The sequence below is a fragment of the Lactobacillus rizhaonensis genome (genome assembly GCF_036246345.1).
Classification (GTDB): domain Bacteria; phylum Bacillota; class Bacilli; order Lactobacillales; family Lactobacillaceae; genus Lactobacillus; species Lactobacillus rizhaonensis.
In genome coordinates this window covers 105,913-120,097 of record NZ_BTTV01000006.1, presented here as the reverse complement: position 1 = coordinate 120,097, position 14,185 = coordinate 105,913, and the positions used below count along the sequence as shown (strand labels likewise).

The following is a 14,185-nucleotide window of genomic DNA, read 5'->3' as shown; positions in this document are numbered from 1 at the left end:
AGCTAAAGAGGTTTGGTGGGATAAGTATTTACTGCAAATTTCCATTTTCAAAGTAGTTGAATATTTAGTCATGAAAAAAGTGCTCCTAATAGTCAGATTAATGTCTAACTATTATGGAGCACTTCAAATTTGGGGGTCATATTATTTTTTGTGATTTGTCTGCTTTTGGTATTTTGGCGCAGTTTCTGGCGCCCAAATTAGGCAAATGAAGAAAGCGGCGAAAAGAACACATGCGCAAACCAACATTGCTAAAGCAGGACCGCCGCTTTCTGTTAGAATTGGCAATAAAAATGTACCAGCAGCTGCACCAATACGACTGATTGTGATACAGGTTCCTACGCCACTAGCCTGTACTTTAGTATCAAATAATTCGGTAGGATAGGGGTAATCAAGTACTAGGCCAGAGGACAAAATAACTGCAAAAATTGAAAAGATCACTATTTTAACTACGGAAGAAGCATGAGGCATTAATGCTAAAGTACCTATTAATATTGCAGATAATAAAAAATTACTGATTAAAAAGAAGCGACGGCTGAGATGGTTAAACAAGTAAATTCCCAAGAATATTCCAACCAGCATGCTGATATTGTATAGATCTCCTGAAATTTTAGGATTACTGATGTTCATGCTTTGTAATAAAATAGGCAAGAAAATACTAATCCCAAAAAACGCAAAGGTTTGGCACGCGTAAAAGCTGCCTCCTACTAAAGTGCTGCGTAAATATTTTTTACTGAAAAGAATGGTCCATGAAGTTTGCCCAGATTTTTTAGGACGTTTAAAGTGGCGAGAAATACCCCATTTACGGCCTAGTATTCTGCCGATTAGTCTATTAGCTGCTTTGATTTTACCTTTACTGGCTAACCATCCAGGAGATGGTGGTAATGGAAATAAGCTGCGAAAAAGTGCAGTAAATAATGCCGGAACGGCGCCTGCTGCTAAAATGATTTGCCAGGTGTGGGCGCCATAGCCTTCAAGATAAGTCCCAGTTAAATACGAAGCAATAAACCCTAAAACCCAGTAGACTAATAAGTGACTCTGGCGCTTGCTATCTTCACCTTTAGGTAGCCACTCTGTTAATAGAGCATTTCCAGCTGTATAATCAATTGCCATCATTAGCCCGATACCGATTCTAATTAAAAATGTCAAAGAAAGGCTGGTTGTCAGCGGATGAAGAAGCGAAAGAACGGCTAGCACATACATATTGCTCATCAGTAATTGACTGCGGCCGATTTTATCAGATATACGACCAATAAGGGCACTGCTAGAAAGGCCAATCAAGCCGCCAGCTCCAATTAATCCAGTCCACATGTCACTAATTTGAATATACTTGGCAGCGTTACTCATAGCCACACCCGTTATTCCTAGTGCAAAGCCACAGGTAAATTGGCCTAGGGCAATTGCTGTCATTACACGCAAGTGCACTTTTGAAAGAGGCGCTTTTTTATAATCTTTTTTAATTAATTTTTTCTTTTTTTCTTTCATAATAATAGACTGAAAATTCATTCTCCAATCTATTTAACTACTTCCTTTCACTATTTAAGGGAATAACCGCTACTTAACATAACAAATTTTGCTGGTTCGTGCAAAAAAAGGCCAGGTAAAATGATTAAAGAAGAAATTGATAGCTAAAATTTATTTTTGAAAAAGCACGCTGAATAGTACCAAAACCAAGGCTGCTAAAAGCCAGATACTGGAATTTACTGCTGCTTTTGCTATGCCTTTATTTTCGACATTAATATGATTGATCAAATATTCAAAGGCAAAAATTAAGAGACTGAATGTGACTAGCCACAAAATGGCGCAGAGCCTGCCAGTAATGGAATAAGGGAAAAAGCCAGAGTTAAAGCTTGTTAGTAAAGCAATAAAAAAGAAAGTAATAGTATCAATGTAATGATTGATTGATTTTTCTTTAGTATTATGCAAAATAATTCCCTCCCATTAGCGGTAATTTAAAATTTTATTTCTGAATTTTAGTATTAAATAACTAAAAAGTAAAGTCGATTTCTGAATGATTGCAAACAAAAAATCACCTCAAACTGAAGTGATCTTTTGTAATTAAACTAATATCTTTACATATTTGTAATCAAGAAAAAGATAACAAATATTACTAATAAGATATACATCATTGGTGAAACTTTTTTGGCTTGCTTAGAAGCAATCATGGTAATCGGGTAGGCTATCATGCCGAGTGCCAAGCCGTCAGAAATGCTGTAAGTCAATGGCATACCAACTACCGTTAAAAATGCTGGGAAAGCAATCTCAAATTTGTCCCAATTGATTTTTTTCAGGTTTCCTGCCATGAGTACGCCAACGATAATTAGTGCTGGTGCAGTAACAGTGGTGGGAATAACCGCCAGAAGAGGACTGAAAATCATTGATATTAGGAAGAAAATCCCTACGAAAATTGCCGTTAAACCAGTACGTCCACCCATAGCAATTCCTGCACTTGATTCTACAGAAGTTCCCAGTGGCGCAGTACCTAAGACAGCACCCTCGACCATTGCTAAAGAGTCGGAAACGAAAGCTTTTCCAATTCGTGGAATTTTACCATTTTGATCTACCATGCCAGCCTGTTCAGTCATTCCAATCAATGTACCTGCTGTATCAAAAAACGTAACAAGTAGGAATGTTAAAACAACCATGAATAGTTGTGGGGTATTAATATCTTTTAAGTGAAATACAGCTTGCCCAAATGTCGGAGCAATACTTGGAGCACTCGCAATAATACCTTTGGGAACAGCAACTTGTCCAATAATAACCCCAAAAACAGCTGTAATAACCATCCCAATAAAAATTGATCCTGGTACATTCATTGCCATTAAAATTACGGTGAGGGTCAAACCAAAAAGAGTAATCCAAACAGCTGGTGAATTAAACTTGCCTAAGGTAACTAAATTGGAATCACTATTGACAATTAACTTACCATTTTGCAGACCGATAAAGGCGATAAATAAGCCGATACCAGCAGAAATAGCATATTTCAGATCTTGTGGAATAGCATCAACTACTATTTCACGCAACTTCAAAACAGTTATTAAAATGAATAAAATAGATGCAACTAAGACAGCAGCTAAGGCAGTTTGCCAGTTAATATGCATTCCTCCGCAGACATTGTAAGCGAAAAAGGCTGCGCTGCCTAATGTTGGAGCTAGAGCAACGGGGTAATTAGCTACTAGACCCATAATAAAGCAGCCAATTGCAATCGAAATTGCAGTAACTGTAAATGCTGCCCCTTTATCAATACCGGCTGCATGCAAAATGTTTGGGTTAACAAAAAGGATGTAGGAGAGACTGACAAACGTGGTTAATGCAGCAATTAATTCACGTTTAACAGTGGTATGAGCATCGTTTAAATGAAAGACTTTATCTAGTGTCGTCATTTTTCCTCCTAAAAATATTAAAATTATAAAGAACTAATATATCTAGTATATAACTTATTGGGTTAAATAGACTAGGTAATGCAAAATTATTTCCCAGGAAATAAAAAAGCAAATCTAAAAATAGATTTGCTTTGCATGATTACCACATACCGATTAGTTTCATCCAAGCTAATCCGATAATGCCGTAAACTAAGATATAAAAAATACCAAATATAAAACTCAATTTCCACCATTCATCTTGTTTTACATAACCCGAAGAAGCTAAAACAGATGCAGCAGGACTGGAATAATGAGTAGTTGATCCCATGATTGCTGAAAATAGAGCTAGAAATTGGGCTGCCAGTAATTTTGGTGCACCGGCAGAAATTGCTACAGTTAATAATGGCAGATACATTGCCGAATTATGAGCTGTAGCACTGGCAAATAAGTAGTGGGTATAGAATAAGACTAATGCTAGAACTACTAAAACTATTAACCAGTTGAGGCCTTTCATTGCATTAGAAATGCTACTTGATATCCAGCCAATCAAGCCAAACTGAGTAAGCTTTTCAGCCATGAATACTAAAATTGACAACCAGATCAAGATATTCCAAGCACCAGTTTCACTTAGCAAGTCTTTAGGTGTTAATACACCAGTAAGTAACAAAAGGGAAACGGAAATGAAGGCAATTAATGTAGCATCAATTCCTAAAGTGCTGGAAAGCATCCAGAGCACTAAAGTAATTGCGAAAATGGCTGCCATTAATTTTTCAGATAACGTAAGCTTTCCCATTTTTGCTAATTCCCCGTCGGCCCATTCTTTGGCATTAGGAGTTTCTTTAATTTCCGGTGGATAAAGTTTGTAAACAAAATATGGCACCACAATTAAACAAATTGCTGCAGGTACAATGCTGGCCATTAGCCACGGCATCCAACTAAGAGTTACTCCAGCCTTACCGGCTAGCGCAACGGCAATTAGGTTAGGCGCACATGCGGTCATAAATAATGACGAAGTTATGATATTAACTTGAAATTCCGTAAAAGTTAGGTAAGCTCCCATCTTTCTACGTGAAGGATCATTAGGTTTTGATCCAAAAGTATTAGCTAAAGATTGAATTAATGGATATACTACACCACCTGCTCTTGCACCATTTGAAGGAGTTGCAGGGGATACTATTAAATCGATAGCTCCTATTGCGTAACCCAAACCTAAGGACTTATGACCAAACCACTTAACAAAATACAAAGCAATTCTTTGCCCCAAGCCGGTTTTTACAATACCTCGCGAAATCATAAAAGCCATAACTATAAGCCAGGCAGATGAATTAGCAAATGCATTAATGGCTCCCTTTGCGATTACTTTTCCGTTAACAATTTTGTCTGCAAGTGGTGCAAGCCCAAGACAAATGGTTAAAGTAAAGCCAATTAAAGTGACGCCGCTGATTGCTATTGGCAATGTGATACAGCCGATAATCGTTCCAATAAATATTGCCAGCATATGCCAAGCTTGAACTGATACTCCGGCTGGACGAATTGGCGTCGTAAACCAGAATATAAGGCCAAACAATAGTGGCAATATAAATTTTTGGTAATCTATTGTTTTCATAAAAACCTCTTCCAAAACAAAAAGCAAATATATGAGTACGATTTACATCAATATATTTGCTTAGTTTATCATATTATATTTTTTTAACAATTAGTAAGTCTTAGAAATTTAGTACCCATAAGAAGACAATAAAGACGAAGAAAAGAATCCACATCATTGGTGTAATTTCTTTAACTCTCTTGGCAGCAACCATGCATATAGGGTAGGTTATTAACCCTAAAGCCAAACCATCGGATATTGAATAGGTTAAAGGCATACCAATTAAAATTAGAAAAGCAGGAACTGCAATTTCCATCTTGTCCCATTGAATATGTGCTGTGTTTTGTGCCATCAGAACACCAACAATAATTAATGCTGGCGCTGTAACATGTGTGGTAAACAAGCCTAGCAGGGGACTGAATATCATTGATATTAAGAAGAAAATAGCCACAAAGACGGCAGTTAAACCAGTCCGGCCGCCAACAGCAATACCGGCACTTGATTCAACAAAAGCACCGACTGGTGAAGTTCCTAAAACGGAGCCAACCATCATAGCAGTTGAATCTGATGCCAGAGCTTTACCTACACGTGGCATTTTGTTGTTTTTCATAAAGCCAGCTTGTTGAGCTAAGCCAATTAAAGTACCGGCAGTGTCAAAGAAAGTTACTAAAAGGAAGGTAAGTACCACAACCCACATTTGTAGAGTATTAATATCTTTAACATGGAAAATTGCTTGGCCGAATGATGGAGCAATACTTGGTGCTACTGAAACTATTTTAGTTGGTAAAGGGATTTGTCCTGTAACTACACCAAAAATAGCTGCTAAGATCATACCAATAAAAATAGCTCCCGGTACATTTAAAATCATTAAAACAACAGTAACAATAAGGCCGAAAATAGTAATCCAGACAGCCGGATCATGAAGTGAACCCAAACCGACCAATGTTGATTTGTTTGCTACAATTAAGCCGCCATCTTGCATTCCCAAAAATGCGATGAACAGGCCAATTCCGGAAGAAATTGCGAATTTTAAGTCAGCAGGGATAGCATTGATAATTTTTTCCCTTAACTTAAACATAGTAATTAAAATGAAGATAATAGAGGCAACAAAGACAGCGGCTAAGGCTGTTTCCCATGAAACATGCATACCTACACAAACGGTATAAGCAAAAAACGCATTAATACCAAGGGCAGGAGCCTCTCCAATAGGATAGTTAGCAACGATACCCATAATAGCAGTACCTAAAGCACTGGCTAAAGCAGTGGCTGTAAAAACTGCCCCTTTATCCATGCCACTAGCTCCCAAGACACTTGGGTTAACAAATAAAATGTATGACATGCTGATAAAAGTTGTTAACCCAGCAAGAAACTCAATTTTAACATTGGTTTTGTACTTATCGAGTTGAAAATAACTCTTTATAAAATTCATCTAACCTCTCCCAAATATATTGTTCGTGTTTCAAATCAAACTAACGACTATTCTAGTTTACCATTCATTTAAAATAATGCAAACACGAATAATACTAGCTACAATTAGGAGAAGTAAGCATAATTTATTAATAGTTACATTTATGAACAAATTGACCTGTTAATACTTTAATCGGTAAAATGAGGGTAAATCGGTATTAATTTATGAAGCTCGATAGGAGAAAAAATGGGAAATTTAATTTTTTCAGATATAGATGGTAGTTTAATTAATTCAAAACAAGAAGTAACACCTAAAACTAAAATGGCTATTCAGAGACAAATTATTAAGGGTGATGTTTTTGTGCCAGTTTCTGCCCGCATGCCCAAGGCAATTATGTCAGTTGTCGGTGAAATTACTAAAGTATGTCCTATGGTTGCATATAATGGTGCTTTAGTTTTGGATGAAATGGGTCATACGCTTGATTCACGTTCCATGCCTTCTGCAAAAGCTGCAAAAATATGTACCTACATTGAACATAAAAATAATGGTGTTGTTTGGAATGTCTACAGCGGTAACAACTGGTATTATTTCCCAGGTAATAATGATGAATTAGTTAAGAACGAGGAAAAAATAGTTAAATTCAAGGCACAGCCAAGTTCAATTGCTGAAATCAGCCAACTTGAAAATGTTCATAAAATTTTGCTGATGGGCACGCCCGATTTATTAGATGCTACTCAAAAAGACTTGCAACAGCTTTATCCCGAATTTTATATCGTAAAGTCAGCTGCAAATTTATTGGAAGTTGTTGTTAAGGGAGTTTCTAAGGGTCAGGGTGCAAAAGTAGTGGCTCAGGCCTTGAGCGCAGACCTAAAAAAATGCTGGGCATTTGGCGACAATTATAATGACGAAAAAATGCTGCAATCAGTAGGTCATCCAGTAGTAATGGGGAATGCGCCGGAGAATCTAAAAAGAAAATTTGCAACTACTTTAGACAACAATCATGATGGAATAGCAGCGGTCCTTGACAAAATAAATTAGTGAATTTTATTTTGCTTCAAGTAAGGGAGATCGTGCTTTATTACCAAACCATTTGTGATTAATTCTTGTGAGAGTACCATTTCGTGCTACTTTTTCTAGTGCTTGATTGACTTTGCGCTTCATGGTAACGTCACTTTTTCTCATGCCGACACCAAATTCTTCTTTAGGGAAAGGACTATCGATTTCGGTAAAATTTTCCGGATGCTTTTGCTTGGAAATGTAATAGTCTGCATAAGAACTGTCGATTAATAGTCCATCAATCCGGCCTGCAGTTAAATCTATAAAAGCATTAGTAAAGGAATCATAGAGAATTGGATCATGATTTTTAATATGGTTTTTAAAAACTTTAGGATATTTCATTACATCGTTATAGCCAGAAGAACCGGTTTGTACTCCTAAAGTTTTATTTTTCATTGCAGCAATAGTATTAATTTTATTCTTTTTGAGACTTACTAACACTTGTGAAGTATACAAATAAGTTTTACTAAAATTAACTTTGGCCTTACGTTCTGGATTCTTGCTAAAACCATTCCATATTAGATCAATTGTGCCATTTTTAAGTTCTGTAGTGTTCATAGACCAGTCAATAGTTTGAAAGCTGACATTAATGCCATACTGCTTAAATACTGCATTAGCGAGATCTACGTCATAACCAATTAACTGACCATTTTTTTGTCTGAAATCCATGGGCACAAAAGTATCATCTACACCAACTGTGACGTAACCACGTTGCTTGATATGGGACCAATTGTCAACTTCGTTAGCTTTTCTATTAATTGACACACCACTACAGCCAGAGGCAAAGAAGATAGAACAGACGAGCGTTATTGTAAGAATTAAGAGGCGTTTAGTTTTCACTTATATTACCTTCTTATCATCTAATGCTTTAACTTTGAATACTTGATCAGCAACTTGACTGGCGAATTCCATGTCATGGGTCACAATAATTTGCGTCATTTTATTATTATCTTTAAGTTTTAAAATTATTTCCCCGACTTTTGTTCTTAAATCTGGGTCCAAAGCAGAGGTGGGCTCATCATAACATAAAATATGGGGTTCCATTGCCAGTGCCCGCACAATAGCTACTCTTTGCTGTTGGCCGCCAGAAAGCTGATAGGGATAAAGATCTTCTTTACCAGTTAAATCCAATTGCTGCAATAACTTTTGTGCGTGAGTTTGCGCCTGCTCTGCGTTTTCTTTTAAAACTAAAGTTGGTGCCAAAGTAATGTTTTCAATTACAGTTAAATTAGGAAAAAGTTCGTAGTTTTGAAAAACGACTCCGATAATATGACTTTTGCTATCAGGAGCAGTCGGGTCGAATTTTTGCCCATCCCATAAGAATTCACCTGAATCAATTCTTTCCAAACCACTTAAACAGCGCAATAAAGTGGTTTTTCCCGCTCCCGAAGGTCCTACAATGGCCAAAATCTCTCTGTCAGGAATAGTGAGGTTTAATTTGTTTAAGATAGTGCGTGAGCCAAATTTTTTGGTAATGTTTTTAAGTTCTAGCATATTGTTTCCTTTAATTTACTTCCACTTTGCGAAATTGCGTTCAATCTTCTTTAGTAAAAATGATGCAATACCGGTCATTAGTAAATAGATTATCCCAACTATTACTAAAGGAATCAGTGTTACGTCTCTGGCAGTAGCAACATTGCCGGCACGTAAAAGTTCACCTAGACCGATGACATAAACCAGCGAAGTATCCTTAACCAGGTTAATAACTTCGTTTCCGATTGACGGTATAACAATTTTGCTGACTTGCGGAATTATAATATGCGTCAAAGTTTGCCAGTAATTTAGCCTCAAAACCCGTGCACTTTCATATTGTCCTATTGGAATTGACTGAAAGCCCCCACGGAAAATTTCTGCGAAATAGGCTGTGTAGTTTAAGATAAAAGCAAAAAGCGCTGCATCGTAGCGTTGAAAAATTATTCCGACTATGGGTAAACCATAAAAAATAAAAATCAATTGTAACAAGAGTGGGGTGCCACGCATAATCCAAATATAAAATTTTAGAACTAATCGTAGAGGCTTAAAATGTGACAGTAAGCCTAAGCTAACTATAATCCCTAAGGGAATAGCAGTAATTAAAGTCCAAAAGAATAAAATTAATGTCATTTTTGCACCTGCAAAGAGAGAGGGCATGATTGAAAGGATATAATTCATTTTTTCTCCTTCTTATGAAGTTAATTTAGTAAGGTGGGAAAATAATTAGCCTGGTCGAGCTAATTAAAGCTGGATAAATTAATTAAAAAAATATGTGAAAAATATATGATTCAATAATAACATAGTTTTCTGATTTTTTATTTGAGTAAGTAACAAAATATTTAAATTGTCTTTTAGTAATATAATTACTATCTATTACTTTTAGAGCTTTTATTATAAATTAAACAACACTTTAAAATATCAATAAGTAACATAAAAAGGCCATTAGCACATAGTGCTAATGACCTTTTGAGTGATTTATTGTTAATCTATTTGAATATTTGTAGACTTATTCCATGATTCGGGTAATTTACCCATTTCTTTTAATTTGGCAACAATTTGATCAAGTACAACTTCTCTTGCCTGCTTATCAGTCATAAAGTCTAGTTTGTCACCATCTATCTCCATTTTGGGTGAGTAGTCATATTTTTCATACCAAGGTTTATAGTAGCGTAAAAGCCGCTTATAATAATCTTCCAGCGTTGCATCATAGCTCAATTGTTCATAAGGTCGACCACGCTTTTGAATTCTTTTAATCATGGTGTCGTATGAAACTTTAATATGAACCAGCAAGTCTGGATTTTTCTTAGGCATATGTTTGAGCTCACTCATCATATTATTAAGCAGTTCGTAATATGTATCTACTTCTTCACTCGTTGCACGGCCAATGTCCGCATTCATTTGGAAGAAAAGGGCGTCCTCATAGATTGAACGATCAAGAACATTATTATCATCAGTCAATGCATCCTTGATACTACGAAAACGAGTGTTTAGAAAAAATACCTGAAGTAAGAATGCATACTTTTTAGGATCGGCATAAAAAAGTGGCAAAACAGGATTGTCATCGACACTCTCATAAAATGGTTTGGTTCCTAAATACTTAGCTAATATACTGGTTAAACTGGATTTACCGGCTCCAATTGGCCCGCTTAAAACAATAACTGTCATCACGTTCCTTCTCTATTCTAAATTGCCTATTGCATGCAATTTATTATCAATTTGATTTAAAACTTCTTTTTTTGCATCTTCATCGCAGATAAAATCGTATTTATCCCCATCAATTTTAATTTTTGGCGAAGCATCGTATTTTTCATACCACGGTTCATAATACTTAATTAACCGCGCGTAGTAATCTTTTAAACTGGGATCTGTACTGATTTGTTCAAATGAACGGCCCCGCTTTTTAATGCGTTTGAGCATTGTATCCAGGGAAACATGAATGTAAATTAGTAAATCTGGCTTTTTGCTGGGATTACCTGGGGTATCTTCCATCATGTTTTCGAGTAAGCTGTCGTATATCTTAAATTCAGTAGGGTCAGCTACTTTACTGTCCGCGTTCATTTTGAAAAAGAGTGCATCTTCATAAATTGAACGGTCAGATACACTATTTTTTTCACGAATTGCTTGGTTGATTTGTGCTAAACGGTGGTTAAGCAGATAGATATTAAGCAAAAAGGTATAGCGTTTCATGTCTTGGTAATATAAAGGAAGAACAGGATTATTATCAACTCCCTCATAAAAGGCTTGTGTACCTAAGTGCTCAGCTAAAATACTAGTTAAACTGGATTTACCGGCTCCAATTGGCCCACTTAAAACAATAACTTGGATCACGTTCTTTCATAAATACAATATATAGATTCTTATTTAGTTTAATACGAGATATAGTGGTATACAAGCAAAAAGTAAATTAAAATTTTAATCAAAAAGTCAAGTAATTTTGTATAATACAGAATAAAAAATTAAGTATTCAAGTAAATAATTTGTTGTAAAAGTTAGATGTTACACGTGAAACTAAAAAATCTGACTGATAAATCTTAATTAATTATTTTACTGAGGATTGGTGCCGATATCATTCGGTGTTAAGCCCTTTTATTCTGTATTTTGATTCTTTCGATTCTGTGATAAATAAAGTAGTCAATAATTGCTCGTTTTGATTGCATTAAGTATAATAAGTGATTTTGCAATTGTAGAACGAATTATTTTTTAAAGGCTCGAAAAAGTTGCAGTTGATATTTATTACTGCTGCTATGGGAAAATTCTAAGAATGAAAATTAAAAACAAATTGTTTTAATATTAAAAAAGATATAAGATAGTAAGTAAATTATAAAATTATTAGTAAATGATGGAAGCAAGAGGGCATAACTGATATCTTGAAAAGATTTTTATCTTTAGATAGTACAGCTCCTGCTGTAAGTACCAGTTAAGAGTCTTTTGAAGAAGTAATGCAAAAACCATATTATTTATTAAACCAAAATCATTTTAGTATTAACTCTAAAAATAGGGATTTAGACAGGAAGTAAATCATGGACGATACTATAACAAAATTTTCGCTTTGGACCTACATTAAACGTAATTCAGGCATGTATGTAATTCTGGCCATTTTCTATTTTGGCCGGAATTTAGCACAAACTGCTGCCAGCATTTTTAAAGGTAATGCACTTACTGCTTTGACTCAGCATAATTTAAACGGCTTTATTGTTGATACAGGTTTAAACTTGCTTAGCTGGGGCTTTTTTCTGATTTTCTTTTTTTGTAGTTCACGGTATTCCGCTGTAATCATCAAGGCCGTCGATAATTCCATTAGGAACGCATTAGCCCATATAATTGGTCGCCAAGAGTATGAAGATTTCAACAAGCACACGGAAGCTGACTATGTTTCCTGGTTTACTAACGATATTAACCAAATTAATCAAGATGGCTTTTTCAGTTTAGAGCAAACATTTAGCAGTGCACTCTTAGGCATTATTGCCAGTGTCATCCTGTTTTCTTACCATCCACTCTTATTTGTAACCACTTTGGTTTTTGCTGTTGTTATGATTTTATTTCCCCGTCTTTTTAAGAAAAAGTTGGAACAACTATCGCAAAAACAAAGCAGGCAAAATGAAGTATTAACGGCAAAAGCAACCGATGCTCTTGAAGGTTTTGTAAATCTGCTCACGCTTGGTCAGCAAAAATTGCTCAATAAAATAGTTCTTGCGGCATCAGATAAGACTGGACAGGCTCTGGTTAATTACATTACGGAAATGTCATTCTCTAATTCACTGATTAACCTGATAAGTATATCTGCTCAAACTATTTTAACCATTGAATCCGGATATCTGGCCTTTCACAACCAACTTCCTATCGGTGCTATTTTAATTGTTGGTTCAATGTCCGGTAACGTTTTTGGCAGCTTGACAGAAATCAGTATTGATCTAACTTCAATTCGGGCAGTACAGCCTATTTTTGACAAGTACAATAAACTAGCTAATGTGCAGAAGAAGACAGGGGACAAGGATGTTGCTCCTTTGACCCAGCAAATTGCATTTAACGACCTTTCGTTCAGCTACCGCAATAGTGATAGACCGATTTTAACGAATGTTGCTGGCAGCATTAAGCGAGGCGAACGGGTAGCTATTGTTGGTCCGTCAGGCTGCGGTAAGTCGACCCTGGTAAAATTAATTGGTGGTTTATTAACCGGCTACCAAGGATCACTTACCTGGGATAACAATGAATACCGCGAGCTTAGTCTGCGGTCGCTACATAAGCAGATCGCTTATATTGACCAGTCAGCCTATATTTTTGATGGCAGCCTGCGTTATAACATCACTTTAGATCGTGAGACAACTGAAGAAGAGCTGAAGACTGCGATTAGACGTGCAGGTTTGGAAAAATTTGTCGCTGACAGCGCCAGCGGGCTTGACACTGTTTTAAAACACGCCGGTAACAATATTTCAGGTGGGCAAAAGCAGCGAATTGCACTGGCACGGCAATTGCTGGGTAACCCGCAGGTTATTTTGGCCGATGAAATTACTTCCGCAATTGATGAAAAGGACGGACAAAAAATCGAACAGAGTTTACTCAATTTGAATGATATAACTTTAGTCTACATTTCCCATCACTTGCGACCTGAAATTAAAAAGCAGTTTGATCAAGTAATCGAATTGGGATGATAGAATACTAAATCTTTTATTGACCAATTAAATAAGTTGTGAAACTCTAGTCTTTTAGATTATGGGCATAGTGTTTTATGCAGATACAGTCAATAAAGATACTCTTAAATGCAAATGTAGCTATTACCTAATATTCTGCAGAAATAAGCGGTAAAATTGATGGCTTCTCAGGAGATATAATGTTTCCACGCACCGCCTTTTAAATGGAATGATAAAAATGAATGATGAACAATTTTTTAAGTTAAGAAAGATACTAGATCTTTTTAAAAAACAAGCTCCGACAGCTATTATTGAAGAGAATGTAAATAGCGTTGAAAATTATAAGGCAGAATCTGCTGATGAGTATAATAGAGCAAAAAGATATCTTGGCGAAAATAATAACTCGTTTAAATCTTTTCATGTAAGTGTGGATTCAGCAAAGGATTTCTTGTGTTTATTGAATTTGCTGGGTGCAATACATGCAAATTTTAATATACGTTCAAAGCCTTTTATAATAGAAGGAGAAGAAAATAGTAAGTCGCTAAAAAAAGAGAACGACTATTTTAACAATTGGATGGAGTGTTTTTCAAACTATGAATTTATGATAGTTAATTTTGATGAAACTGCTTTAGACCAGGATCAATATTACGGTTAATTTCATTAATTCATAAAAGGC

13 protein-coding genes are annotated in these 14,185 nt (G+C 35.8%); 3 read left to right on the top strand and 10 right to left on the bottom strand.

What is annotated here, in order from left to right; genetic code table 11:
• Positions 1 to 141 precede the first annotated feature (141 nt).
• The 5 genes from AAA915_RS08075 to AAA915_RS08055 form a co-directional block, all read right to left on the bottom strand.
• Positions 142 to 1,482, bottom strand: coding sequence for an MFS transporter (locus AAA915_RS08075; RefSeq protein WP_338201343.1), 1,341 nt, complete (start codon positions 1,480 to 1,482; stop codon positions 142 to 144).
• Positions 1,483 to 1,632: 150 nt separating this feature from the next.
• Positions 1,633 to 1,923: a hypothetical protein gene (locus AAA915_RS08070; protein ID WP_338201341.1), complete on the bottom strand. Its 291-nt coding sequence runs from the start codon at positions 1,921 to 1,923 to the stop codon at positions 1,633 to 1,635.
• 146 nt (positions 1,924 to 2,069) lie between these two features.
• The gene (locus AAA915_RS08065) at positions 2,070 to 3,380 is read right to left on the bottom strand and encodes an NCS2 family permease (RefSeq protein ID WP_046325743.1); all 1,311 of its coding nucleotides are present in this window, start codon (positions 3,378 to 3,380) and stop codon (positions 2,070 to 2,072) included.
• Positions 3,381 to 3,519: 139 nt separating this feature from the next.
• Positions 3,520 to 4,965, bottom strand: a complete 1,446-nt coding sequence (locus AAA915_RS08060) for a DASS family sodium-coupled anion symporter (RefSeq protein ID WP_338201338.1) — start codon at positions 4,963 to 4,965, stop codon at positions 3,520 to 3,522.
• Between the two features lie 100 nt (positions 4,966 to 5,065).
• A complete protein-coding gene (locus AAA915_RS08055) occupies positions 5,066 to 6,373 on the bottom strand; it encodes an NCS2 family permease (protein WP_338201337.1) in 1,308 nt (435 codons plus the stop codon).
• Between the two features lie 225 nt (positions 6,374 to 6,598).
• Here AAA915_RS08055 and AAA915_RS08050 point away from each other — a divergent pair, with 225 nt between their 5' ends.
• Positions 6,599 to 7,390 carry a Cof-type HAD-IIB family hydrolase gene (locus tag AAA915_RS08050; protein ID WP_338201335.1) on the top strand — a complete coding sequence of 264 codons (792 nt, stop codon included), beginning with the start codon at positions 6,599 to 6,601 and terminating at the stop codon, positions 7,388 to 7,390.
• Positions 7,391 to 7,396: 6 nt separating this feature from the next.
• On the opposite strand, the gene AAA915_RS08045 is transcribed toward AAA915_RS08050, so the two are convergent.
• The 5 genes from AAA915_RS08045 to AAA915_RS08025 all read right to left on the bottom strand — a co-directional run bounded on the left by AAA915_RS08045 (position 7,397) and on the right by AAA915_RS08025 (position 11,209).
• A complete protein-coding gene (locus tag AAA915_RS08045; RefSeq protein WP_338201333.1) occupies positions 7,397 to 8,248 on the bottom strand; it encodes an amino acid ABC transporter substrate-binding protein in 852 nt (283 codons plus the stop codon).
• Positions 8,249 to 8,902 carry an amino acid ABC transporter ATP-binding protein gene (locus tag AAA915_RS08040; protein ID WP_338201331.1) on the bottom strand — a complete coding sequence of 218 codons (654 nt, stop codon included), beginning with the start codon at positions 8,900 to 8,902 and terminating at the stop codon, positions 8,249 to 8,251.
• 15 nt (positions 8,903 to 8,917) lie between these two features.
• Positions 8,918 to 9,559 (bottom strand): amino acid ABC transporter permease, encoded by a 642-nt coding sequence (locus tag AAA915_RS08035; RefSeq protein WP_338201329.1) that lies wholly within the window; start codon positions 9,557 to 9,559, stop codon positions 8,918 to 8,920.
• A 303-nt stretch (positions 9,560 to 9,862) separates the two neighbouring features.
• On the bottom strand, positions 9,863 to 10,546 hold the full coding sequence (locus AAA915_RS08030) for a deoxynucleoside kinase (RefSeq protein WP_338201327.1): 684 nt from the start codon (positions 10,544 to 10,546) through the stop codon (positions 9,863 to 9,865).
• Positions 10,547 to 10,558: 12 nt separating this feature from the next.
• Entirely contained in the window at positions 10,559 to 11,209 is a 651-nt protein-coding gene (locus tag AAA915_RS08025) for a deoxynucleoside kinase (RefSeq protein ID WP_045928851.1), read from the bottom strand.
• 692 nt (positions 11,210 to 11,901) lie between these two features.
• Between AAA915_RS08025 and AAA915_RS08020 the strand changes: the two genes are divergently transcribed.
• Together AAA915_RS08020 and AAA915_RS08015 are read left to right on the top strand one after the other, a co-directional pair.
• Positions 11,902 to 13,530, top strand: coding sequence for an ABC transporter ATP-binding protein (locus AAA915_RS08020; protein WP_338201323.1), 1,629 nt, complete (start codon positions 11,902 to 11,904; stop codon positions 13,528 to 13,530).
• Positions 13,531 to 13,747: 217 nt separating this feature from the next.
• Entirely contained in the window at positions 13,748 to 14,164 is a 417-nt protein-coding gene (locus AAA915_RS08015; RefSeq protein ID WP_294831024.1) for a hypothetical protein, read from the top strand.
• Positions 14,165 to 14,185: the final 21 nt, after the last annotated feature.

What these genes read in the sequence shown, in the direction of transcription:
- AAA915_RS08075 (WP_338201343.1), bottom strand. Translation starts at nt 1,482, where the DNA reads ATGAAAGAAAAAAAGAAAAAATTAATTAAAAAAGATTATAAAAAAGCG.
- AAA915_RS08065 (WP_046325743.1), bottom strand. Translation starts at nt 3,380, where the DNA reads ATGACGACACTAGATAAAGTCTTTCATTTAAACGATGCTCATACCACT.
- AAA915_RS08060 (WP_338201338.1), bottom strand. Translation starts at nt 4,965, where the DNA reads ATGAAAACAATAGATTACCAAAAATTTATATTGCCACTATTGTTTGGC.
- AAA915_RS08055 (WP_338201337.1), bottom strand. Translation starts at nt 6,373, where the DNA reads ATGAATTTTATAAAGAGTTATTTTCAACTCGATAAGTACAAAACCAAT.
- AAA915_RS08050 (WP_338201335.1), top strand. Translation starts at nt 6,599, where the DNA reads ATGGGAAATTTAATTTTTTCAGATATAGATGGTAGTTTAATTAATTCA.
- AAA915_RS08040 (WP_338201331.1), bottom strand. Translation starts at nt 8,902, where the DNA reads ATGCTAGAACTTAAAAACATTACCAAAAAATTTGGCTCACGCACTATC.
- AAA915_RS08035 (WP_338201329.1), bottom strand. Translation starts at nt 9,559, where the DNA reads ATGAATTATATCCTTTCAATCATGCCCTCTCTCTTTGCAGGTGCAAAA.
- AAA915_RS08030 (WP_338201327.1), bottom strand. Translation starts at nt 10,546, where the DNA reads ATGACAGTTATTGTTTTAAGCGGGCCAATTGGAGCCGGTAAATCCAGT.
- AAA915_RS08020 (WP_338201323.1), top strand. Translation starts at nt 11,902, where the DNA reads ATGGACGATACTATAACAAAATTTTCGCTTTGGACCTACATTAAACGT.
- AAA915_RS08015 (WP_294831024.1), top strand. Translation starts at nt 13,748, where the DNA reads ATGAATGATGAACAATTTTTTAAGTTAAGAAAGATACTAGATCTTTTT.